The sequence below is a fragment of the Paucisalibacillus globulus DSM 18846 genome, from assembly GCF_000482485.1.
GTDB lineage: Bacteria > Bacillota > Bacilli > Bacillales > Amphibacillaceae > Ornithinibacillus > Ornithinibacillus globulus.
In genome coordinates, this window is record NZ_AXVK01000031.1 from 54768 (window position 1) to 79374 (window position 24607).

The 24607-nt window shown below is 35.1% G+C and carries 25 protein-coding genes and 1 pseudogene; 7 read left to right on the top strand and 19 right to left on the bottom strand.

All coding sequences use genetic code 11. The features are described 5' to 3' along the window. Window positions 1–36: 36 nt before the first annotated feature. The 6 genes from srtB to K332_RS0110345 form a co-directional block, all read right to left on the bottom strand. Window positions 37–789, bottom strand: a complete 753-nt coding sequence (gene srtB, locus K332_RS0110320; RefSeq protein ID WP_026907392.1) for a class B sortase — start codon at window positions 787–789, stop codon at window positions 37–39. 27 nt (window positions 790–816) lie between these two features. Next, on the bottom strand, window positions 817–1587 hold the full coding sequence (locus K332_RS0110325; protein WP_026907393.1) for an ABC transporter ATP-binding protein: 771 nt from the start codon (window positions 1585–1587) through the stop codon (window positions 817–819). Continuing rightward, window positions 1577–2560, bottom strand: a complete 984-nt coding sequence (locus K332_RS0110330) for a FecCD family ABC transporter permease (RefSeq protein ID WP_026907394.1) — start codon at window positions 2558–2560, stop codon at window positions 1577–1579. Before K332_RS0110330 ends, K332_RS0110325 begins: the two co-directional genes overlap by 11 nt. A 60-nt stretch (window positions 2561–2620) precedes the next feature. Then, window positions 2621–3556 carry a heme ABC transporter substrate-binding protein IsdE gene (isdE, locus tag K332_RS0110335; RefSeq protein ID WP_026907395.1) on the bottom strand — a complete coding sequence of 312 codons (936 nt, stop codon included), beginning with the start codon at window positions 3554–3556 and terminating at the stop codon, window positions 2621–2623. 121 nt (window positions 3557–3677) lie between these two features. Beyond that, window positions 3678–5591 carry an NEAT domain-containing protein gene (locus K332_RS0110340; RefSeq protein WP_026907396.1) on the bottom strand — a complete coding sequence of 638 codons (1914 nt, stop codon included), beginning with the start codon at window positions 5589–5591 and terminating at the stop codon, window positions 3678–3680. 21 nt (window positions 5592–5612) lie between these two features. Beyond that, window positions 5613–6461, bottom strand: a complete 849-nt coding sequence (locus K332_RS0110345; protein WP_026907397.1) for an NEAT domain-containing protein — start codon at window positions 6459–6461, stop codon at window positions 5613–5615. Between the two features lie 670 nt (window positions 6462–7131). On the opposite strand from K332_RS0110345, the gene K332_RS0110350 reads away from it, so the two are divergent. After that, window positions 7132–8532, top strand: a complete 1401-nt coding sequence (locus K332_RS0110350; protein ID WP_026907398.1) for a purine-cytosine permease family protein — start codon at window positions 7132–7134, stop codon at window positions 8530–8532. Between the two features lie 312 nt (window positions 8533–8844). Then, complete coding sequence (gene cyoE / locus K332_RS0110355; RefSeq protein ID WP_026907399.1) at window positions 8845–9747, top strand: heme o synthase; 903 nt, start codon at window positions 8845–8847, stop codon at window positions 9745–9747. A 146-nt stretch (window positions 9748–9893) separates the two neighbouring features. Here the strand turns inward: cyoE and K332_RS0110360 are convergent, their stop codons facing one another. Together K332_RS0110360 and K332_RS0110365 are read right to left on the bottom strand one after the other, a co-directional pair. Next, a complete protein-coding gene (locus K332_RS0110360) occupies window positions 9894–11129 on the bottom strand; it encodes a DUF418 domain-containing protein (RefSeq protein ID WP_026907400.1) in 1236 nt (411 codons plus the stop codon). 205 nt (window positions 11130–11334) lie between these two features. Further along, window positions 11335–11577, bottom strand: coding sequence for a hypothetical protein (locus K332_RS0110365; protein WP_026907401.1), 243 nt, complete (start codon window positions 11575–11577; stop codon window positions 11335–11337). Between the two features lie 212 nt (window positions 11578–11789). Between K332_RS0110365 and K332_RS0110370 the strand changes: the two genes are divergently transcribed. Both K332_RS0110370 and K332_RS0110375 read left to right on the top strand, forming a co-directional pair. After that, window positions 11790–12842 (top strand): ATP synthase beta subunit C-terminal domain-containing protein, encoded by a 1053-nt coding sequence (locus K332_RS0110370; RefSeq protein WP_026907402.1) that lies wholly within the window; start codon window positions 11790–11792, stop codon window positions 12840–12842. Between the two features lie 28 nt (window positions 12843–12870). Further along, window positions 12871–13827, top strand: a complete 957-nt coding sequence (locus tag K332_RS0110375) for an acetamidase/formamidase family protein (RefSeq protein WP_026907403.1) — start codon at window positions 12871–12873, stop codon at window positions 13825–13827. A 56-nt stretch (window positions 13828–13883) separates the two neighbouring features. On the opposite strand, the gene K332_RS0110380 is transcribed toward K332_RS0110375, so the two are convergent. From K332_RS0110380 to K332_RS0110390, 3 genes are all read right to left on the bottom strand, one after another. Next, entirely contained in the window at window positions 13884–14249 is a 366-nt protein-coding gene (locus K332_RS0110380; protein ID WP_026907404.1) for an ion channel, read from the bottom strand. A gap of 161 nt (window positions 14250–14410) precedes the next feature. After that, entirely contained in the window at window positions 14411–15541 is a 1131-nt protein-coding gene (locus K332_RS0110385; RefSeq protein ID WP_026907405.1) for a tetratricopeptide repeat protein, read from the bottom strand. Window positions 15542–15631: 90 nt separating this feature from the next. Next, window positions 15632–16480, bottom strand: a complete 849-nt coding sequence (locus K332_RS0110390; protein ID WP_026907406.1) for a patatin-like phospholipase family protein — start codon at window positions 16478–16480, stop codon at window positions 15632–15634. 240 nt (window positions 16481–16720) lie between these two features. Here K332_RS0110390 and lspA point away from each other — a divergent pair, with 240 nt between their 5' ends. Beyond that, complete coding sequence (gene lspA, locus K332_RS0110395; RefSeq protein ID WP_026907407.1) at window positions 16721–17185, top strand: signal peptidase II; 465 nt, start codon at window positions 16721–16723, stop codon at window positions 17183–17185. A gap of 199 nt (window positions 17186–17384) precedes the next feature. Here the strand turns inward: lspA and K332_RS0110400 are convergent, their stop codons facing one another. Further along, complete coding sequence (locus K332_RS0110400) at window positions 17385–17924, bottom strand: dihydrofolate reductase family protein (protein ID WP_036688646.1); 540 nt, start codon at window positions 17922–17924, stop codon at window positions 17385–17387. 201 nt (window positions 17925–18125) lie between these two features. Continuing rightward, complete coding sequence (locus tag K332_RS0110405; protein WP_026907409.1) at window positions 18126–18668, bottom strand: ClbS/DfsB family four-helix bundle protein; 543 nt, start codon at window positions 18666–18668, stop codon at window positions 18126–18128. A gap of 263 nt (window positions 18669–18931) precedes the next feature. On the opposite strand from K332_RS0110405, the pseudogene K332_RS22335 reads away from it, so the two are divergent. Beyond that, window positions 18932–19771, top strand: a pseudogene (locus tag K332_RS22335) (tyrosine-type recombinase/integrase). 372 nt (window positions 19772–20143) lie between these two features. On the opposite strand, the gene K332_RS22340 reads toward K332_RS22335, so the two are convergent. The 6 genes from K332_RS22340 to K332_RS24475 all read right to left on the bottom strand — a co-directional run bounded on the left by K332_RS22340 (window position 20144) and on the right by K332_RS24475 (window position 24118). Further along, window positions 20144–21199 (bottom strand): S41 family peptidase, encoded by a 1056-nt coding sequence (locus K332_RS22340; protein WP_051359424.1) that lies wholly within the window; start codon window positions 21197–21199, stop codon window positions 20144–20146. A 464-nt stretch (window positions 21200–21663) separates the two neighbouring features. Continuing rightward, window positions 21664–21951: a hypothetical protein gene (locus K332_RS0110425; protein WP_026907410.1), complete on the bottom strand. Its 288-nt coding sequence runs from the start codon at window positions 21949–21951 to the stop codon at window positions 21664–21666. Between the two features lie 83 nt (window positions 21952–22034). Further along, window positions 22035–22226, bottom strand: a complete 192-nt coding sequence (locus K332_RS0110430) for a DUF6366 family protein (protein ID WP_026907411.1) — start codon at window positions 22224–22226, stop codon at window positions 22035–22037. Window positions 22227–22398: 172 nt separating this feature from the next. Beyond that, on the bottom strand, window positions 22399–23199 hold the full coding sequence (locus K332_RS0110435) for a phosphotransferase (protein WP_026907412.1): 801 nt from the start codon (window positions 23197–23199) through the stop codon (window positions 22399–22401). 301 nt (window positions 23200–23500) lie between these two features. Beyond that, entirely contained in the window at window positions 23501–23629 is a 129-nt protein-coding gene (locus K332_RS24700; RefSeq protein ID WP_281170918.1) for a hypothetical protein, read from the bottom strand. Between the two features lie 231 nt (window positions 23630–23860). Next, window positions 23861–24118 carry a hypothetical protein gene (locus K332_RS24475; protein ID WP_245604665.1) on the bottom strand — a complete coding sequence of 86 codons (258 nt, stop codon included), beginning with the start codon at window positions 24116–24118 and terminating at the stop codon, window positions 23861–23863. 211 nt (window positions 24119–24329) lie between these two features. On the opposite strand from K332_RS24475, the gene K332_RS0110445 reads away from it, so the two are divergent. Next, window positions 24330–24607, top strand: a 278-nt coding sequence (locus K332_RS0110445) for a transposase (protein WP_026907170.1), incomplete at its 3' end; no start/stop codon positions are given.

Genomic DNA, 24607 nt, shown 5'->3' on the forward strand with positions numbered 1-24607 from the left:
CTACTTAAGATACAACCTTAAAGGACGTAACACATATTAGCCCCTCTTAACCAACTTCGCCTGCACAACTAATCTTCCATCCATGCTATCCAATTCCTCATCACAAGTGGATAAGGTGAGAATGATATCTTCCTTACTTACTTCTACATCTGTTTCATAAATAGATTCTTCCTGAACGCTAGAAAGATAGCTTTCAAATTCTTCATCACTGGCAAAATCGGTTTGGATATAGTTGAAATCTGTTGTTGTTATATAAACAGCAAATACTTCCGCTTCATAACTATCATACAACGTTTCAAATGGAAAAGTTCGATGTTCTTCCAAAAACGCTTTATCCTTAAACTTTATTAAGTGCTCGAACATGGAACCATTCTTTGTGCGATGGCCATATATAATTGTATTTTTCCCTAGTGTTTTCATGTCATTCCGAAAATCCATAAAAATACTTCCAAGAATGGAATACTCTTTATTAAAGTTTTGTGTTAAATAGTCTTCATTATTATCCGTTTGTAAGATTGGGTAATCAATCTTCGTATCCTCTATTTTAACCCAGCCAACGAGGTCATCATTTTCCTTTAATAAGTCTTGGAATTCTGGGCGCACTGTATCAGAATCATGATTATCCTCTTTCTCCTCAGCAGAAACCGTATCATAAAACTTCTCCTGAACCTCATCTGTCTCTTTACTATTTTGATAGTAATCAACTGCGATATTAACTAATCCATGCGCAGCAAAAAGAAAGACTGTTAAATAACCTATTACAATTATTATCTTTAGAGATTTCTTCATGTCGTCACCCTTTCTGACTTTCACCCATTAAATTCCTATAGGAACAATATACATACCAGCGTCATCATCCTGTTTTACAACCACATTTACACCGTAAATATCCTGAATCAATTCTTTCGTTATAATATTTTTTGGGTTTCCTGTTTCTACTACTTTTCCATGCTTCATTACTATAATATTATGGCTGTATTGAATGGCCTGATTAATATCATGCAAAACCATCACTATCGTTAATCCGTGCTCTTCACATAACATTTTTACCAGTTCCAGTATTTCATATTGGTAATATAAATCTAGGTACGATGTTGGTTCATCAAGAAAAAGAAATGGTGTGTCCTGTGCAAGTGCCATCGCAATCCAAGCGCGTTGTTGCTGTCCACCGGAAAGATTATCAATCTCTTCATTACGTTTTTCATACAATCCAGTACATTTCAGTGCCCACTCTACTTTTTCTTCGTCCTTATCTGACTTTGGAGAAAAGGTATTTTTATGTGGTAAACGGCCATAATAGACTAGCTTTTCTACTGTCATGTCTGATGGTGCAGAATTTTGTTGGTGAACCACACCCAACTTTCTAGCTAACTCTTTCGATTTGTATTGGTTAATATTTTTTCCGTCTAGGATAACTTGTCCTACCTGTGGCTGATTATTGTTTGTAATCACGCCTAGAAGTGTTGATTTACCACAGCCATTAGGGCCAATAATGGTTGTAATTTCTCCTTCCTTAATATGAAGGTTAACATCATGCAGTCGTTTTATTTTATCTTGATAGGCGAATGTTATATCTTTAATTTCCATAAATACGATCACTCTTTCTAAGAAGGAAAATTAGGAATGCTCCACCGATAACTGCCATAATCATGGATGCTGGAATTTCAATTGGTGAAATAAGTGTTCTTCCTAAAGTATCCGCCGTTAAAATTAGCAAGGCCCCAGCTACTGCGGAAAATGGAATAAGCAGGATATAGTTATTTCCCACGAGTGTTCTCCCAATGTGTGGGATAAGTAAGCCAACAAACGTAAACACCCCGGCAATGGCTGTTGCAATGGAAGCTAGCAAAACAGCAATAATAGAAATAACAAATCGTGCTCGGTTTACTTGAAAGCCGAGGTTTTTTAATGTTTTATCCTTCAATCCTAAATGGTTACACCATGCGAAAACAAGAAATGCCAAGATAAGTCCGATTGTACCATAAAGGACAATAACACCTACGTCACCCCAAGTTTTCATCGTAAGTGTTGAAGATGTCACCGAAATACCGGACATCATACTACTCCCATTCATCGAGCTCATTAATTGACTTAATCCCGTGAAAACCGCATTCACAGCAACACCAATTAAGATCATGCGAAGAGGATTGAGTCCAGATTTCCAAGAAAAGAAATATACAAGAACAAAGGCAAGCGCTCCACCGATAAAGGAAAATAATGGTGTGAAGAAATATAATGTAGGGAAAAATGTGATCATAATAATCGAAACGAAGCCCGCACCTGATGCAACACCGATAATTCCAGGTTCCGCCAGCGGATTACGCATGACCGCCTGAAGTAGTACACCAGAAACCGATAAAGCTGCCCCAGCAAAAAGTGCGATAATAATACGTGGTAGGCGCAAATCTTTGATAATTTCTACATTTTCATTTGTTCCTGTGAACAGTCCTTCAATTAGCTCTTTAACTGTAATATCAATACTTCCTGTAGCCATAGAATAAATTGTTACCGCAAAAAGCAGCCCAATTACAACTACAAAACTGATAATCTTTTTGTACATTCGAAAAACCTCTTTCGTAATGATGGTCAGTCCCTTACTAGGGGACTGTCCCCCATTATGTTAACTTGCTAAGTCTGGATAGAGCATTTCTACTAATTCATCTAGTGCTTCTGGTGCTGCAAGGTTGGCAGTTGAACCAAAGCGAGTTTCTTCTAAGTCATATACTCTATCATCTTGTACTGCTTTAAAATGCTTCCAAATATCATTCTCTTTAAATTCCTTGTCAAACATTTCAACTACTTCTTCAGGCATTCCGTGGGCCATGCGCAAGATAACGTCAGGATTAGTTTGTTGTAAGTTTTCTGTATTGGAAGAAATATATTCTACACCCTTATCTTGAACAGCATTTACACCACCAGCTCTTCTTACAAGGTCACCTACATATGAATCTTCTGTAGCAACTAGATAACTACCTGGCACACCGAATAGAATGAGTACGGTTGGTGGTTCTTGACCTTTTACCTTTTCTTCAATTTCAAGCATTTTTTCATCAAAATCATTTACAATTTCTTCTGCCTGAGCCATTCTATCATATTTTTCACCGAGAGCTAAAATACTTTCATACATTCCATCTACACTGGCCAAGTCAATATAGGTTGCTGGGGTGTTCCCATTAGTAAATGTTTCTTCTACATAAGATGTCAATGTTGTCACGGTTAACACATCAGTAGGTTTCAGTGATCGAATCATTTCCATATCTGGAGTCATTGCTAGACCAACCTCTGGTAAACCTTCATAACGTTCAGGTAAATCCTTGTATGTTGTTGGAACACCTACTAGGTCTAATTCCAATTTATCTGTGATTTCTGTTAGTGCAACTGTAGTAGAGATGACGCGGTTCTCCGAATCCTTAGCATCAGTTTCTGAATCACTTGCTTTTGCTTCAGTAGAATTAGATTTGTTGTTATCCTCATTCGACTCAGCACTAGTTCCACAACCTGCAACAACTAGTAATAATGCTAGCATCATTAAAAATAAAGTTAACTTTCGCTTCACGACTTACACCTCTTTCCAATGTAATACTTTAGCTTGTCGGTATATCCCGAATAGCAAACTGAGTCCTACTGTCAAAATTCCACAGTAAGACTCTTAAGTTTGCGTCTAATCTATCAATCTATTAAGCAAAACGTCTCTTAACTAGCATTGCTAGTGGAATACCAGAACCGATTAATAGCAATACGTATAGTAAGATATTTGTGTTTTCACCTGTTTGTGGGTTAACTACTACACCATTACCATTAGATGCAGCTGCAATTTCATGACTTCCAGTAGAAATCTCTGTTTTACTGTCCACATCTAAGAACAAGCGAGCACTATGTTGCATACTGTACATACCGGGAACAGTGATATGCATATCTAATTTAATTGGATCAGCTAAGTCACCATTTACTCTTAATTGTACTACTGCAGAACCATCTGAATTTACTTTTACAACTGCAACTTCACCGTATGCAGTGCTTAATGAGTCAACCATAGACCAATTTGTAATTGTTAATTGAAGATAATTCACACCATTCTTAGTTAACAAAACAGCTGGTTTTTTGAAGAATTGGTTAGCTGCTGATTCTTGGTCTTGAGTTGCATGTTTTACGATGTAGTTCATTGTGTATGCTTTGTCTGGTTTTAGTTGGTTTGATTCTACTTCTTGTTTGGTTGATGTTTTGTTATTAGTTGCTTTTTTGTTGTCTGTTTTTGTTGCATTGTTATTATTGTTATTCGTAGTTTTATCTTTATTGCTTACAGGAGTTGTTGTAGTATCTTTAACTTCTGTTTTAGTGTCTAAGTCTAAAAATAGTCTTGCATTGTGTTGCATGCTATACATACCTGGAACAGTGATATGCATATCTAGATTGATTGGACTTGCTAGATTACCATTAACTTTAAATTGTACTAATGCAGAACCATCTGCGTTTACTTTAAGAACTTTGACATCACCATCGGCAGTTCTTAAATAATCAATCATATCCCAGCCTGTTATTGTTAGTTGAAGGTAGTTTACACCATCTTTTGTTATTAGAAGAGCTGGTTTTGTGAAAAATGAATCAGCTGATGAAGCTTTATCTTCTGTTGCGTGTTTTACAACATAGTTAATTTCATATTTTGCATCTTTTTCTTCATTAGAATCTTTAACAGGTTCTTGTTTAGGTTCTTCTGTTGGTTCTTCTGCTGGTTGTTCTTCTTTAATTATTGAAGACTCTAGTAGTTCATTTGATATAGCTGACATAGAATCTTTATTTAAAAATAAGCGTACTGTATGTTCCATAATACCATAAGGAGCAGGAGCACCAGTATTTATCACCATATCTACATATAAAACTTCAGGTAATTCTTTAGGGACAGTAAGAGTTAACGTACCTGTCTCTCCATCTTCATTTCTAGTTAATTCAGATTGCATACCTTGTACACTAAGTTCTTCAATCATACTACTTCCAGTAAAATTCATATCGATTTTAGCTGAACCATTTTCATACCAAATTTTAGCAGGTTTAACAAAAAACCTCGCAGCACTAGAATCTTTATTTTCGTTATCTTTTAACATAACATAATTTAAATCTTTTTTAATTAAAGTGGATTGTAGTAAATCACTTGATACATCTGACATGGACTCTGCATTTAAAAACACTCGAACGGTATGGTTCATTACCCCAAAAGAACCAGCATTAATTGTCATATCCATATATAAAACTTCTGGTAGTTCACCGTCTACTTGAAAACTAATGGTACCTGTATTATTGTCTATATTTCTAGCAATATTTGATTCAATATTTTGAATGCTAAGTTCCTCAATCATACTGCTACCTACAAAACCTATTTGAACAGTTTTAATCCCATTTTCAACAATCAGTTTGGCTGGTTTAACAAATGAGCGAGCAGCACTTGAATCTCCATTTTCATTATCTTTCAACATAATATAGTTAAGTTCAGTTTCACCATCTTGAGTACCGTCTGCTGCAAACACAGTACTACCCAAAACAGGTAATGTAAAGATTGCAATAATTAAAGCAAGCATTAATTTAAAATTCTTACCCATAATACTTCTCTCCCTTAATCTTTATTTATTTTTTCTCCGGAATTTCCAAAATACAAATCCGGCGATTATTACCACAATGACAATTAGAGAAATCCAAAGTGCACCTGATGAACTATCTTCTTCCTGTGCATCTTTTACTTCTGAAGCAGCAGTCTCTTCGGAACTTGTACTATCTTCTTCTGAGTTTTCTTCTTCAGAACTTTCTTCCTCTTCATCTGCCTCAGCATCTACGCTCTCCGTTTTTTCTTCTGGTTCTTCCACTTCTTCGGTTTTTTCGACTACCTGCTCTTCTTTAGTACTTTCATTTTTTGCAGTATTGGTAGTCTGTGTTTCAGTTTTTTCTTTCTTTTCTACCGGTTTAGCCTCTGATTTAGAAGTCTTTTCTGAGTTTGTGGATTTATTCACATTATTAGCCGCAGCTGCTTTTTCTTGAGTTACTCCACTAACGTCAAAAACTGCACGGGCTGTATGTGTCATATCATATAAGTCTGGAACAATGATATGCATTTCCATGTTGAGTGGTTTGGAAAGATCACCATCCACTCTAAACTTCACTACTCTTACAAAATTCGTTGTATCATCACTGATGACTTCCACTGGGCCAGATGGTGCTGAAAGTGACGCAACATAGTTACTACCTGTTACGGTCATCTGAATATATTGGACACCATTTTTCACAGTTAATTTAGCTGGCTTTGTAAAATAACCATCCGCAATTGATGTGTTCTCACTATGAGCTTCTTTCATTTCGTAATTCAACTCATATGTCCCATCTGCAATTGCTGCAGATGCAGGCATTGGTATGATAACGAAGGAAATAGTCAAAATCATAGCAACTACAGCCATGAAAATAGGAACTCTATTTTTCATCCATTTACCTCCTTTAAATTAATTAGCAGTTTAATAGGATAGAAATAACTTCCACTCATAAACACTGAGCAAAATTAGACTACACGGTAAATTCCAACGTGCTAGTACATTCTCTTCCTATATAACCCCCTAGCATATTAAATTGTAAATCTTCATGTGTGCTCAACATCACACTAAATATAACAATGTGACATTCGTATAACAATAGACGAAAAGTGACTATAAAACGACATATTTATGAACATTCCTGTTCAAAAAAGTAATAAGTCACGGAGTTTATGGTTGTAATTTTGGCACACATTCTCTCTCGTATCTTGTCGAAATTAAATAACAACCTTAGTATAGGGTGTTTTTCGCAAAAAAAATGTGATGAACATCACATTCTTTGGAAGTTTATAGAAGATTTACTTGAAGTTCTATAATTAACCTTTTAACTATGTCAAATGCACTAGGAATGTGACAAGGGAGTTACTATTATTACGATAGAGATAGCTATATACAGTTAACCTTTATTAATAGGCCATTATAATCATTAACCATCATATAGCAGATTTGCCAAGCTTAAAAATTATTGTTAGAGTTATATAGTTGCTGTCTGTTTGAAGAAATAGCCAGTTATCATCGTTGTAAATATCATGTGATTTATTTCACAAAAAGGAGTTGGTTTGATTTGGATTCTACTAATGTTACGAGTAATCATTCTTCCGTTAGTAAAGGAGATGATTATTCTTTAGGCAGAGTACCAAGAGAAAAAAGAAACATGGGATGGCTCAGTATCACAAATATCACTTTTGGAATTGCAACAGCGATCTTTTATTTCCAAATGGGAAGTGTCATGGCACTACAATTTGGTGCAATTAATGCTATTATATCTGCTGTGTATGCCATCATAGTTGCTGGGATACTAGGTACATTCATAGCCTATCTTTCTGCAAAATCCGGTATGAATGTTAATCTATTATCCAGAGGTGGTGGATTTGGTTATATCGGTGCATCACTTACCTCGTTTATTTACGCAACAAATTTCATTATGTATTGTGCACTGGAAGGTATGATTTTAGTTGCTGCAGTACACGAATTCTTCCCCACCATTCCTGAATGGGCATTAATTCTCTTCTTCGGAACAATTGTAATTCCACTAAATTGGTTTGGAATTAAACAGTTAGACAAACTACAAAAATGGTCTCTTCCACTATTTTTCTTGTTCCTAATCGCAGCCATTGTTATGGCGCTATCGACACCATCTGAATATGACGGTTACTTTTGGAGCTATATGCCAGAAGGAGTTCAAGTTGGCGGAACAGCTTTATTATTATGTATCGGTATGCAACATGGAATCATGGGATTAACTCCTTTACTTGCATCCGATTATGCACGTTTCCTGAAACCTAAAGATATGAAAGTAGGTATCTTTGCAATTGGATTTATACCACAAATCTTCTGTTTTGGGGTTATGGGTGGCCTTGGTATCTGGTTTGGTGTTCGATTAGGTGAACCTAATCCTGGTGTATATATCGTGTTGCTGCTCGGAATTTGGGGAGTATTATTTACAATGCTAACTCAAGTAAGAATAAATATAACCAATATTTATAGTGGTTCACTATCACTAGCCAATTTCTTTGAAAATGTCTTCAAATTTAAACCAGGTAGACGTTTTTGGGTAGTCGTAACAGGGGTTTCTGCTATTGTCCTAATGCTCGGTGGCATTGTGAATCATCTTGAATTAGCTATGACATTCCAAGGCGTATTCTTGATGACATGGGCAACCATTTTAGTAATAGATGCAACTATCGTTAAGAAAGTATTGAAAATTGGACCAGGGTATTATGAGTCAAGGCAGGTAAATCTATTTAAATGGAATCCTGTAGGTGTAGCATCTCTTATCATTTCATGTACACTTGGCACACTCGCTGCTTTAGGATTCATGGGAGAATTTTTACAAAGCACAGCCGCATTCTTCTCATCCATATTAGCGGCTATACTCACCATTATTCTTGCAATCACAACGAAAGGGAAATACTACATCCGTAAAGAAGCTAACGACATAGACAAAGAAGATTACATCGCATAAAGAGCCACATGGACAAATCTTTTCGGTGGGCCGAATAACCGCAGTCCCAGGTTACTTGGCTTATGATTTAGTTGATACACTTGGTTCTCCTTAGAACTATTATATTATAGGGTCTCTACTAGTTATAGTAGGGGCCTTTTTCTGTAGATTATATGCCCTTGCTAATCCGAAAGAATGCAATGAAGCACTGTAGTGTACCTAGAATTTCAGATGATCCTTTCTATTTTAGGCCAAGGAACCTGTCCCCATGGCTTTATGTTATAGTATAGTTGTGTTGATTTTTTTTGATTTGTTGTGGGGAGAGGTTATGCTATGAAGCTAGAGGCTAGCGATCGTACAACTTTTATTGCTGACTTTAAGTCGTTAATTAAGTCGGGGGTTCTTTTGGCAAATGTTCTTCCAGTATTCTCCGGATTCTGGTTAGCGATATATGTTACAGATGCAATATTTATGGACCATTTTGGGCTATTTTTGATTACCATGCTTGGTAGTACATTTGTTATGGCTGGGGCTTTGGTTATTAATAATTGGTATGATGTCGATATAGATACTGTAATGGGTAGAACGAAGAATCGCCCTACAGTGACAGGTCATTTTTCGTTAAAGACTGTATTGAATATAGGAATAATATGTACCATTTTAGGTTTTATACTACTTGCGTTCACAACATTGGAAGCAGTAATCTATGCTTTTATTGGATGGTTTACGTATGTCGTTCTCTACACATTCTGGTCAAAGCGTAGGTATACAATTAATACGGTTATTGGAAGTGTATCAGGAGCGGTTTCACCTTTAATTGGTTGGGCAACAATTGCTCCAGCGAATCATGTCGTACCGATTGTGCTATTTCTGATTTTATTTATTTTCCAAATGCCTCATACGTATGCAATTGCAATAAGAAAGTATGAAGAATATAAAGCAGCAGGAGTAGCAATGCTTCCGGTTGTGCGAGGGATTAAGATTACAAAAATACACTTTTTAATCTATATTATCTGTCTCATTCCATTGCCATTCTTTCTGGACGAACTTGGAACAGTCTATATCACCATTTCAACCTTATTGAATATTGGTTGGTTACTATTAAGTATACATGGCTTTAAAGTAAAAGATGATATAAAATGGGCTCGCATCAATTTCCTTTACTCCGTGAATTATATTTTTATAACTTTCCTACTAGTGGTTGCTGTTACGTTACCAGACTATTTCGGATGGTGATTCATTAGTAGAATTTATTTCTATCAACTTACCAGGCACACGAGTAAGTAGGAATCCAGCTCTCATGCTATGACATACCTTAGGTAATGAATAAAAAAACAGTTCACCAATGGTGGTGTTCATTTCCATTGGTGAGCTGTTTTTGTTTAAACATTTTCTAACTGTTTTTCCATATTCATCGATTTTTTCTTCAACGGTTGAAACTTCAAATACGTAACGGATCTCCATAACCATTCAAACGGACCGAAACGAAATTTTTTCAACCATAATGTACTAATCACCATTTGACCCGCAAAGATTACTAGACAAATAATCGTTCCCATGACTAGACTGATATTCCCATAGAACCCAAATCCTACAAAGATACCAATGGATATGATTGTTTGAAATAGATAGTTAGTGAGGGCCATTTGACCTGCAAAACCTAACATACGTAATCGCTTTTGCCATTTTTCATTTCTAAGGAGTAATGTCAATCCAGCTATATAAAATAAACATAAAGGAATACTACTTATACTTGTTAATACTAGGATGACATAGGATTGCTTAATTCCCCAATCCATAATACCCAATGTAAATAATGCTAATAATATAACTAGAGGAATACTGATCAGTAACGTAATTAGACGTACTTTTTTAAGAAACTGAAGATGTTTCATTACATCCTGAAAAATACCCGCTTTTCCTGCTGCTAAGCCAATTAGAAACATGGCTAAAACCGGAAACATGGCTGGAATAATATTGAGTAGGATCATCGGTAATTCTGTTCCAAGACGATATAATAGCCATTCAAGATAGCCTGCATTTTGATAAACTCCAACATACTCAGAAATACCACTTTCCATTGCCGCCGTCGATACTTCAATTTCCTCCAATAGCCAATTTGGCATTAACAATGTAAGACTGTTAAATGCATTATAGACGAGTAGTAAACTACCTGCCCAAATTAACATCGTAGTAATTTTTCTTTTGTAAAATAGTAATAAAAACAATCCAGCAAGTGCGTATGTATGTAAAATATCCCCAAACCATAGGGCAATGAGATGAACCATTCCGAAAAATAATAAAGCTAACATTCTCCTCACGAATAGACTTGTTGCACGTAACCCTTTCATTTCAGCACGGCTAATAAAAATATAAAATCCCAGTCCAAATAGAAATGAAAAGATAGTAAAAAATTTCATGTCAATAAACAATGTAAAAAATATATCCAACCAATAATCTAGCCCCGTATACACTGGTTCAAATCCATACATTGATTTCATAAATTCAGCACTATGAAACGAGGGCATATTAACTAAAAATATCCCAAACAACGCAAACCCTCTGATGATGTCAATCGTAAGGATACGTTCCTTTCCTAAAACTGGTGAAACCTTCACAATATCTTCCCCTTTTATCCATTTTCTAAATGTATCTTTGTTGCTGATTAGAAATACGTTTGTATTTAATAAAGGTTTCAATTAGATCAGGACGAAAATTTTGTTTTTTCTAGATCTAGTTATTAGAAAAACTCGCATTCGCTCGTCCTTTTGCGAATGTGTTAGTCTTTCTTATGTCGGCGGAAAGTTTTTTATACTTTCCTAACTACTTAACTGAAAACCACGACACAACAAGAAAAATGCTCACGATTCCCCAAACTGTGGTTCCAACTATCCACCAAATGATGGATTTAGTAGAACGTTTAACTTGAGACTTTATTGAACTATCCTCACTATCACCATTACTTTTTATAAACTCCAGCTCGATTTTCATATTCTTTCTAATAAAAAGTAAAACAACAATTCCGATGATGATAAAACCAATCATTATCCAAAAAAGCAAATCCATTTTTTCATCCCCTTTTTTCCCATTGCTACCGTTTCTTTTTTACTTTCATTCCCATACTACCATAATATTTCAAAAACGGGAGTAGGACTCTTAATATTCTCCAATAATCATGTTAATTACTTTTGAGAGTAATTAAAATAAACCTAAGCGTAATTTAATATTGCTTTAGGAAGTAATTTGGATTACTATATAAGGTAAAGGAGGTGAAATTCATGGAAAAAACGGATGACTTAAGGTTGAACGTAGGATTATTACGGAGAAAAGTACCAAATTTAACAAGTGCAGCTCGCCAAGTTGGCTTGCGGCCAGCAACTGTCTCTAATTTATGCACTGGAAAAATACCTGTTGGTAGAGCGGAAGTCCGTACTTTAGTTGCACTTGCATCATTAGCCGATTGCAGTTTAGATGATCTGATTATTAGAGGGGAGAAAATGAAAATGATTGAAACTAAAATCAAGACGTTGGACTTATTTGCACCTTTAGCAAAAGGAGGCACTGTCGGATTGGTTGCACGACCTGGTATGGGGCAACTCGTTGTTTTAGCAGAATTACTTTACCGGTTTAAGAAGGAAGAGTATAAAACAATCTTGTTAATGCCTGAAGGAGAACACCCAGGATTAAGTGATCTAGTTGAAAATGTAGAAATCATTACAAACACATTGGAAGACACCTATGAGCGAATGGAAACAATTGGTGGAGAGCAAGATATTATTTTCGTTGCCGACAGAACCCATGTTATAACAGGAGACATCCAAGAACTGCAAGAAAAACTACATGAGATAGGAATTCATACTGTTACCACTTTCCTTGTTGATTTGACAGGCGAAGTTGTTGATGAAGATTTACCTTATGGGCCACTTGAAACCTTATGGCAATTCGACGCCGATCTCGCAGCACGACATCGCTTTCCAGCAGTTAATCCTCTAAGTTCTACATCATCAGTTCTCGAAGGTGCTCATTTAGATCAAGAACATTTCACCATTCAACAAAGAGCGCTAAAGATTCTTCGCCGCTACAGAGAGCTCCGTTCCTTAGTAAATGTTAGCGGAATGGAACGAATACCAACTTCCGAGTTACAGACGTATCAAATAGGCGAGAGACTTGAAGCATATTTAACACAGCCTTTTTACATTACCGAAGCCTTTACTAGAAAATCAGGCGAAGCTGTAAGCCTTCAAGATGCATTAAATGATGTAAAAGAGATTTTGAATGGTACCGTAGACTCTAAAGAGGTGTCAGAATTGGAGTTTATTGGGAAACTATAATCTAAAAGTTTGGACGGAGTGATTATTTATGGCAAAAGTCCATCGATTAAATCCGGATTCAAAGTCATTGCACGGCTTTTTCAGTAAAGATTTGGAACCTGCATTAGAAATAGATTCAGGAGATACCGTTCATTTTCAAACATTAGACAGTGCATGGGGTGTTGAGAAACGTAAGGTGTTGGGACAACCAAGAAAAAGATTCACTGATCTTCAACCCCATAGGAGACCAAAGCAGTTTGGTCATTCATTAATTGGTCCGGTCTTTATTAGGAATGCAAAGCCCGGTCAAACTTTGGAGATTACGATTAATGAAGTTGTACCTGGTAATTGGGGATGGACTTCAGCAGGTGGATTTCCAAGCTACTGGAATCAGAAGCTTGGAATGGTTGATGAAAAAGAAGTGATGCTAGATTTTGAGTTGGATAGTCATGGAATGACTGGAAAAAGTCAGTTTGGAGATTTTGATTTCACTGTAACCTTACAACCTTTCATGGGAATCATGGGTATGCCTCCCTCTTTACCCGGAGAACATACAACCATTTCCCCTAGGGTCACAGGGGGAAATATTGACTGTAAAGAACTACAAGCCGGAAGCACATTATTTCTACCAATTGAGGTAGAAGGTGGGCTGTTCTCTACTGGTGACGGGCATGCATTGCAGGGGGACGGAGAAGTTAGTGGTCCCGCATTAGAATGCCCTATGGAAAAAGTTAGTCTAACATTCACCGTTTTAGATAATTTTCCAATCGAAAGACCGATTGCTAAAACAAAGGATGGCTGGATTACTATGGCATTTCATAAGAACCTTGAAGAGGCAATGTGGATAGCTCTAAATGACATGTTACAACTAATATCATACTTATATAACATTTCACGAACCGAAGCTTACGCCTATGCTTCATTGGTTGTTGATTTACGAATTACACAAATAGTAAATACGTCAAAGGGAGTCCATGCATTTCTACCATTTGGTGCATTAAGATAGGATGAAAAAGCGCTTTTTTTGAAAAGGGCGCTTTCTTCTATTTAAGGGTATGATAGCTACTTATTATACTGCTTTGACTCACTTTTCTTCTCTTCCGACCGCTCAAATTTAACTATTGCTAGACCCATTCGAATTAAAATCATCATCATTACTCCTACTCCAACTACTAAATAAATCATAGTAAACCACTTACTTAAACTGGCTTCCGGAATTAATCCCGTATGAACACTGGTTGGAATTAAACTGACAAATGCAAAGTAAAACGAATCAAGTAGTGCCCACCCTTCTGTTTGTCGATAAAACAACGTACCTGAAAGTACTATAATAGCTAATGTTCCGAGCAGTGTCCTAAATAACGGTTCCTTCCCTAATCGAAAAATAGCTGATACTAATCTTTTTAAAGTTAGAATGAATGAAATCACACTCTTGTTCCCTTCCGTATATTAATTGTTACTCATCATTATTCAATGTGAAGGGGAAACAACAAGGCACAGCTTGTTGTTTCCCCCTTCACATGTATAGAGCCAATGAACCTGGGACTGCGGTTACTCGTCCCACCGAAAAGATTTGTCCCCATGGTCTTTTAGTGGACATGGGCTTTTTCGTTTGTCATTTTCACAAATTTATTTTCATAGTATCGTTTTTTCTTCTGGTTTTGGGTGCTTTCGAAAAATGCAATAACGTCTGCGAGGGCATTTTCTAGTAAATCCCGATCATTTGTTTTTTCTAGTTGTTCAATTGCCTTTTCATAATTTCTTCCGGCAAGTAGTTTGTCTGATTTTTCTTTATGCTCCAGGCAGTATGCATATTGCATATAAATCATTCCGAGTTCTCTCGGGGAATGATTTATATTCTTTACATGAATCGCGATTGCCTTCTCATAATATGGTACCGCCTCATCTAGTTGGGATTGGTCGAAATGATTATAGGCCATCTCTGTATATGCCTCTGCATGTACGAATTTATTTACTAAAGTAGAATTCTCAAGCATCGGGATTGCCTCTTTCAAATAAGTAATAGCTTTATCATAATCTTTTTTACTTCCATACATTTTCGCAATACTGACAAGACTATTCATTTTTATCTCCATATCTGTTTCACTCGCAAGCTCGAGTGTCTTTTGCAAATAGGCAATTGCTTCATCTATTCTATTCGTCATGGAATGAAGAGCACCTAATTTGAAATGGATAAAGAGGACCATTTGATTGTCAGGTTCTTTTTCATTTTGGATATAAGTTAATCCTTGCTTATAATATTTTATTGCGCGAATAAATTTCTCTAAATTTTCCTCCGCTTCCCCCAGCACAAGATAAGCACTAGCAGCTTTCATCAAATCAAATTCTTCATCATTTTCGATTAACTTCACAGCATCAGACATTATTCTACGTGTAAGCTTGTAATCACACATAAATGCTAAATTCCCATATAAAATTAAATCATCAATAGACGTCTCATTTGAATTCTCGTATATATTCCTTAAAATGTCCGCAGCTTTCTTTCCTTCACCTACTTGCGAATAACAGGTTGCATCAAGTAGGGATAACATCCTCGCTAATCCATCCCTAGTTTCATATTTTTCTTGAAACACCTTCGTTTTTGATAACACATTTAGAAAGTGGCCTAATTTGAATTCCTCTACAATTACATCTAGGTCAACCTCGTTATTCTCATTTTTATACTCCGTTATGTTTTCAGCTAAATTAAATATATCCATTGTTAACGTCGCCCCAATCTTTACCTTTTTATCTCAGTGTATCCATTCATGAGCAATTATAAAATGATGGGATAGTATATTCACTTTCTTCTAAGCTAAAAATTGCTTTAATTGTTCCAGAACTTCTTTTGCATCCTCTATTCCTTGATTGTACAACGCAGTCAACTTGTCCTTATTCCTCTCCACACGTCCTACCTCCAGTGGTGTGGATGGATTAATTACAAATACATTCCCTTTCTTTTCTTCCTCGAAAATATAATCTAATGTATCGTTATAAACCTTGTGCCGTTTTTCCAATGCTGTTAGTAATCCTGGATAATCACGATACTTTTTTCGGAAGTACCAGCCAAATGATTGAGGTTTTTTAGAATATCCTCTGTTTCTCGTTAAGATAACAACATTCTTCTCATTTCCGTCTTTTTCCGATTGTTTCACAGGAATTGGATCAGATATTCCCCCATCCATTAATATCCGCTCATCAAAATGGACAGCAGGTGCAACTAAAGGTAAGGAGCTAGATGCTCGAATTATAGTTAATATATCTTTTTTATAATCTTCCCTTTTGTAAAATACTGGTTCCCCAGTCATACAATCCGTTACCCCAACAACAAATTCTTCGTTTGCCCCATAAAATGATTCAAAATCAAAAGGCTCTAGTTCATTTGGTAAACTATCAAATAGAAAGTCCATACCAAATAGCTGTCTTTTCCTAATCAAATTTCGAAATGATAGATAATCAGGATGATCAATATAATCAATGTTAACCGCCCTATTCCGATCCATTTGCCTAGATATATAAGAAGATCCATTACACGCACCCGCAGATACTCCGATGACATAGGGTAAATATATCTTTTGTTCCATCAACTGATGAAGAACTCCTGCAGTATAAACTCCTCTACTTCCTCCGCCTTCAAGTACTAATCCTATATTTTTCATTTTATCGCCTCTTGAAAATTAATATAGTATCCATTATAAAACTAATGATAAATATTTTCTAATTAAGTTATCTAGAAATTTTTTATGACTATCTGTAGAGGTTGACGTGTTTTATTAATCTTTGGTGTCTAATGACGGATCTCTTTTCCACCTTAAATCCTCCAAACAGCATAAAACATAGTTTCCAATTATACTGATGATTAAGCTACTCTATATTTTGTGCAAGAAAGTAGGACTATCATGCTATTTTACGTGCTAACAATTCTAGTTTTTATATTGGATCAAGTTTCTAAATATCTCATTCGTTTCTACATTGACATAAATGAAAAATTCATCTTTTTAGGAATAGAATTCACACATATCGAGAATAACGGGATGGCAGGAGGCTTATTCCCTGGCTATGCTCGGCTCTTCGGAGTTGTTGCAGTGTTGTTCGTGATTCTAGTTTCATATCTTCGCAGAAACGAAGATATGAAAGGGGCTCTTATCGATAGTAGTTTTGGATTCCTAGTTGGGGGAGCAATTGGAAATGGCGTGGATAGACTTTTATATGGACAGGTAACAGATTTTATTATTCGCTCTGGTGGAGTTCTTAACTTAGCCGACCATGCAATTGAGATAGGGTTGTTGCTGCTTATTATTTATGTAATCTTTAGCTGGTTTAAAAATAAACGTATTATGGTTACCAAAAAGAGAACCTCCTAAAATGTTAAGTAGTTCCGATAACATAAATTCTCGTAGTATGAATAGCAAGTGAATTAAAACACAATTAGCACACAAAGAAAGCTTGGGATAACCCAAGCTTTCTGTATTAAATGTGTTGTTCTTCTTCAACTAAAGCACCCGTTAGTGCAATAAGGAACGATCTTCTATTAGCTGATTTAATTGTTTTCCTCTAAGTCCCTTACTTTAACTCATAGTGTAATTCAGCAAGTTGCTTGCAATGCTTTACATCTAACAGTTTCAACTCATTCTCAATATCACTCGGTAAGAATAATGGAATCCCACTCCCCAAGATGATTGGGGCGAACTGTATATAAAATTCATCAACAAGCCTTTCTTGAAGAAGAGGGTAAAGAACCTCTCCACCACCGACAATCCATATCCGTTTCCCTTTTTCCTTTTTTAATGACTTTGTAAAATCGACAATATCGTCATTAACGATTTTGACATTATTATCAGAACCAGTTAATGAACGAGAAAACACATAACACTCCTTACCCTTATTATATGGAAAGTCATCATCAGATAGATTAAGCATGATTTGCTCATAAGTTTTTCTGCCCATTAAAACAATATCAATAGTAGAAAAGAACTCCGTAGCACCAATTTCTTCTTCACCTTCTGTACCTAATAACCAATCTAATGAATGGTCATCTCTCGCTAGATAGCCGTCTAAACTTACAGCACCATAAAACACCAACTTAGTATTACTATTATTCATTCAACAACACTCCTTCACCTAAGAGTAGAACGTTTGTTCTTTCTTAATGTAACGCATAACACCTCATTATTCAACTCTTCTGCCCCGTTAGCTCAATATCTCTATACCCGAATAATAATACTATAATTTCCCAAGCAATTTACTCATTTTTACATAACCAAATTCTATGATCACCTTGTTTAACTCTTGCCACCCGTTTGTTTAAGTAGACTTTTTCACAAACTTTTCATTTTCTACTTCTTTTATAGCCTTTGCGATAACTTCACATTTTTTTATAGCCCATATGTAGTGATTATATGTGTTCGCTGTAAAATAACTGAATAAATTACTTGTTTTCGTCCACTTATAATATTTTTTTGTCACGATTTCTTCATTCGTATGTAATTTAATTAAGTCCGATACTCTTTCGTGGCTTAACTTCAATTTTTTTATAGCTTGATTTAATGATACATCTTGATAATTTTCCCAAATTCGCATATTAAGGAGTTTAATACTACTCCACTTATAACCAGGTGCTGGCATAAAAGGAATATCTCCATCCATACCTTCTCTATACCATCTCTCAAGCATTGCGTGCCATTCGTAAAGATGCATTAAAACATCTCGAAAATTTTTATCTCTCTCTGGAGTTTCAATAGAAATTCCCCTTTTTCTTTTCGGTACTGATTCGATTATTTCAAGCAGTTCTTTGAAATTTTTCTCGCTATTCAACAATAAAATCTCTTTCTCATTTTTGTCTATCATAATTACTCTCCTCTCTTTGACTTATGGCACTTTTCAGAAAACTCAGCTTTAACTTTTAAATCTCTACTTTCAATATGATTAAAAATTTTCTATATGGCCATAATCTATTGACCAAATCATCTTCAAGAAAACTGCCCATTAGTTCAATAACGTAGCTTAATTTTAACATTAACATCCATTCAATTCATCCAATTATTTAAATAATTATTTTATTCGACTACCTGGAAATGATATTGATAACAATATTTCAGGAGTGAGTAAATATGTTATTATCGGATGCTGCAAAGGGCTATGAGGCAGATAAGAAGATTGAGGGATTTTCCGCACAAACATTAAATGCTTATAGGCTTCAAACAAAACTACTAATTGATTATTTTGGGGATATCAATATGAATAATATAACAACCCTACAACTAAAGAATTATTTAGCTGAATCTAGTAATAATCTAAAACCATCAAGTTTGTCTCATCGTATCAGATTTATTCGTTCTCTATTTCGATGGTCGCACGAAGAAGGCATTATTGAGTTAAATCCCGCTAGTAAAATTAAGGAACCAAAGGTAGGTAAAGGGATTCCAAAGTTTCTTACTGAAAGAGAAATTGAGTATTTACGGGATGCTTGCTTTATTCCAGTAGAGAAAGCCTTATTTGAATTTATGTTTTCTACTGGATGTCGAATAGGGGAAGTTGTTTCATTGGATTGAAATAGTATTAATTGGGGAAATCAATCTGCTATTGTTCGTGGAAAGGGAGATAAGGAACGGGAAGTGTACTTTAATATACGTTGCGATATTTGGTTAAAGAAATATTTAGATAGTAGAGATGACAATGATCCAGCTATATTCGTTACCGAACGTTCCCCTCATAGGATGAGTATCGCTCAAATGAGATATATCATTAAACGGATTTCCAAACGTGCAGGAATTAATAAGACCATTCATCCTCACCAGTTAAGGCATAGTTATGCAACGCACCTGTTGAATAATGGAGCTCCACTAGAAGTTATTCAAATCCTGTTAGGTCACGAAAAAAGTGAAAAAACAAGGATTTATGCCCAATTAAGTGGAAGACTTCGACAAGAGTTTTATAGAAAGTATTTCTAAAATAAAGAAGAGCAGTGCTGATAAATCAGCATTGCTCTATTGAACTCTTGCACCCGTTTACTTTAAGTACATTTTTTAACAAGGACTACTTTCCTATAAAATAAACAGTAAAAATTAAGCCATTCATCACGAATACGATTAATGGAAATAAGGAAGTAAATAATGATAAAACTATTTTTGTTTTTACACGGTCAATATTAGCTTTGAACAAAATAAAAAGTGAAGCCAATACTAAAACAATGTTGATAAGGTTCCAAACAGCAGTATATCTCTATTCATTTCTCCTGATAACCTTGCCCAATCTTCCACATTAAGCACATCATTAAACCTATAAATGCTAAAGATATTGAGACTATAAACCATTTAGTAGATTTATTCATTCACACTCCCTTCCCTACTAGCAAATGCTTCTATATGGATACCTTTTTGAATGAACTCTACTTCTAATTTTTCTTTTAAATTCATCCATGTCTTTTCCATAATATCTCTATCAGCACTTGTTTCTAACAGATTAGTTAAACAAAGATATTGGGCAATAAGAAAAGCATGTTCTTCTGCTACCTCTAAATGAGGAGTAACGCCTTTCCCTTCCCAATTATCATTCGTGATTGGATTAACGGCTCTGCCAATAGGTATATTAACGGAAAAGTAATCATTTATAGGCTGGAACCCTCCTGGATGTGCACCACCTTTCGTCCTTTCTCCTATTACTGTCGCACGATTAAGGTTTTGTAATGTGTAGGTGAAGTCCTCCGCTCCCGAAAAAGTACGATGACTTGTTAGTATGTAAACATCTTTATCTTTTAAGGATGGTCCATGAATATGAGAATTGGTCCATATTTGCTCAACTTGATTATTCTTTCTCCAGTGAAAATTGTTTAAATGGACTCTTCCTTCGAATAAATAACTACAAATCAAGGCGACCATACCAGCATCGCCTCCAGTATTATCCCTTAAATCAAAGATAATTGCATTTGTATTTGCTAAATAATTTAATGAGGCTATAGCAAGTTCCCCTGCAAGATCCGGTCCAAGAAATTTTAATGTTTTATGATAGCCAATATTCCCAGGTAGCCGCTCTACTCTTTCAAATCCATTGTTCGCTAAACTTAATAGTCTTTTTCTATGTTCTGAAGCTATATTCTTATCTTCTTTTTTTTGACTGATGGGGTTGGGGTGGAATCTTAAACCAAGGTGTTTATCGTTACTAATTTCTTGTAAGTCAGAAGTAATTACTTGACTAAATTCATAAGGATTATGTAGAGAATCATACTCTTTGTTACTTAATTTCAATAATATTTTTTCGCTAATCATGTTTGCTATATCTGGGAAAACATAAGAGTTTCTTACTAATTGGACCAAGCAATTAATAACTTCCTGTCTCTTATCATGATTCAATTCTAAGACATTTTCCTGATTAACTTGCATAGTTATCCCCCTTTATTTTACATACCTATTGTCTAGTGTACGGGAGATAATTATGAAAGAATAGACTGAAAAAAAAGAAAAATATATGGTATAATAAAGGTAGAAGGTAGTATTAACGGGTTCCATTATGAGGTGTGCTGAGCTAAATTTCAGATTAACTTGCAATGCCAATTCCTTTTAGTAATTATTCCTAATGAAATTGCTCTTGGAAACACTTAATACCGTCTCCCAAAAGTTATCATCATATATGAATCCTTTTTTAAACTTTACTGCCCAATAGTTAAATAACGTGTGCATCTTCCCTTATTGAAGTGTTGCACCCGTTAATTGAACAAATCAATCATTTTCTTTTCATCTCCAATTTATCTAGTTAAATCTGCTCCATTTCTTCATATCTCCAATAATACCATCCCAGATACTTTGTGTGGTCACCTTCAATGGTATAGCCAACAATGTAATTTTCTTTAAAAAATTAGAAACAAAACCACCATTAAAACGATAAGACACAATACCACTTCTATCCAATCGATTACACTTGTTTTGATATTCCTTTTCTTGTTATACCACATTATTTTGATAACAGATATTATCAATGCGAGCATTAAAACTGGTACAAGTATAACGGGTAGGGAAAATCGAAAAGCGATAGATAGATACATAACTACTAGCCAAAATATAATAAGAAAAACAAACCTCTCGACCCGATACTTTTCCCCGTTAAATAGGTATTCAACAACATTTTTCTTTGTCAAAATCCTCCCCCTTATCTATTCTTATTCTAGTAACCTGCTCCATTACTGCAATAACGGATCATCTAATTGAACTAATGCACCCGTTAACGAAAGAAAGCGGCATATATTATAAATCCTAAAATTAGTAAAAGAATAAGGATTCCAAACCCTTTCCATCCCATTCCTCCAACTAAATCAGACAGATTGCTCCCGTGAATACTACTTGTAGGATTTTTTAATTCCTTTTGTCTCATTCGTTCTCTTCTTTCTTCAGGAGTTTCTTGATTTTCACTCATTAACGCACCATCCTATTTTCCTGTTCCACAAAAGCACCCGATAGTTTAAGTACATCTTGTCACAAACTTGCCTTTATTCAACTTTATTTATTACAGGAATGTTGCCGCCTAGACGTTAACAAAAATAGCGCCAAACCTGCTTAAAATTATTGCTTCTCATTTTGTTAATTTTTTAGTAAATCCACTCTTTTCCATGTTCACGAATGAATTGAAGTTCTTTCTGATAATGTTCAAGATGCCCCTCATCCACCATCTTTTGAAAAGCTAGGTCACCCTCACTTAGTCTTTTAATCATGTATTTACATAATCCATTTAATCGTAGCAATACCATCTCTAAATAATCTTCTTCCATCCCCTCTATAGCGTAAGATTCAAAAAACATTTTTACTCTTTGTTTGATACGTTCTGCATCTGTTGATGAATCATAATAAACCGCCTCACCTGTTTCAGTGTATTGAATTCTACTTAAAGGAACACAAGTGTATAAAGTATAGGCTATATCCCAAATTCTCGGACCAGGAGCAGCAACATCAAAATCAATAATACCTACAGGTTTTTCGTGTTTAAAAATGATGTTGTATATGGCAAAATCATTGTGACATAAAACCTCCATGTTATCTGGAGTATTATCCATCGGTTTCCATTCATCAGATAACGGAAAATCACTAACAGTATCATGATAGAGACGAAGCATTTTCGCTATTTCTTTCAATACATCATTAGACAACATATATTTTTTTAAAGGATAATTACCAGCTTCCCCTTCAATAAATGATAATATCTCTCTATTTTTTTCATCAACACCTAAAAATTTCGGTGCATAATCAAACCCTTTACTTTCTAAATGCTGCAATAATTTATGAACTTGTACACTAACAGGCTTTAATTCTCTTCGTACAGTATCTCCCAAACAATATACGTTTGAGACATTTCCTCCCGTTAGCGTTTCTTCTTTTTCATACTTACTTGTCATTAAAATCCCCAAAAAAAATTGCTATGATATGATTGTGGCAATACTGCCCATAATTAAAAGCAGATATAAAAAGGTATCTGCTTGGGTAATGAGAATTTAATTGTCCACACCATGAATCCCTTGATTGATTAAAGATAGACAAATATACGTACCCTTAACAATAAGAATCGCCTTCGTCTCACTATCCAATTAACTATCATTTCAAAGTGATCCACATGTGTAATATAATTCCCCTTTCTGTCTAAACTCTTCTTTAGTTAAAGCACCCGTTTGTTGAACAAAGGTGAAAAGCAAAACAGAATTAATTCTGCGATGGGATATATTCTCCTGTTGTTACATTAAAGCCAGTTGCCTTCATTTTTGTCTGGTCGCTATCCCAACCTATTACTAACATTAAGGGAAGATTTGACTCTGTGTCTTTTACAAGCATAAAATTATAACCTTTAGCCCAATCTTTACCTTGATAAATATTACCTATTTTCAATGCCTTTTTTAGCTAATCTGGTGAATCATACTTAATATCTTTAATATGTATAAACTCTTTTTTAGAATAAGAAGAATCACCTTTACTGGTCTAATCATTTATTTTATCAATTTTCCCATTATGGATGGTGACTAAAAAATACTAATTAGTATCTGGCACCCCAAATGAAATATTCCATTATTTTCTTTTACCATTACTCCCAATTGACTTTCCAGGCTTGTCTAAATCTATATTTATGGCTTGTAATAATTGAGCGTTTTCATTCCATTTCAAAGCAGTAGGATATGCCAAATCAATAGCTTGTTTGATTGACAATTCTTGGTGCTTAAAGACTTCTACTGTATCTCTATCTGTCTTTATTGAATGAGCAGATACTTTCTCAACAATTCCAATACAACTTAGTAAAAGCAATATAACAATGATTACTTTTTTCATTATCTCGCACCCTTTTTAGGGTGTATTATTTCCAAACCTTATTCAATTATCCTGCCCCGTTAGCATAATAACTTCTATCTCAATACTAACATAAAATTCCAAGTATATTATTGAAATTTTCCCATAAGAAAAAGGCGCCCTTCTTGATATGCTCCCCTTAAGGTAGACAGATTAAAAAATAAAAATCTGTTTTACCTTAGGGGGAGTTTTTTTGTCTAATAGATCATATCCAAGCGACTTTAAGTATGAAGTAATAATGGCCTATCAAAATGAAGGTTATTCACTTAGGCAATTATGTTTCAAATATCAAATTTCAAAAAACACTTTTTATAAATGGAAAGAAAAATTTGAAAAGGAAGGACTAAGTGGGTTAGAGGAATCAAAAACATGGAAAAGATATTCCAAGGAATTAAAAGTCAGAGCTGTAGAGGAGTATCTATCTGGAGAATATTCTCAAGATGAAGCGATTCGGAAATATGATATCTCAAG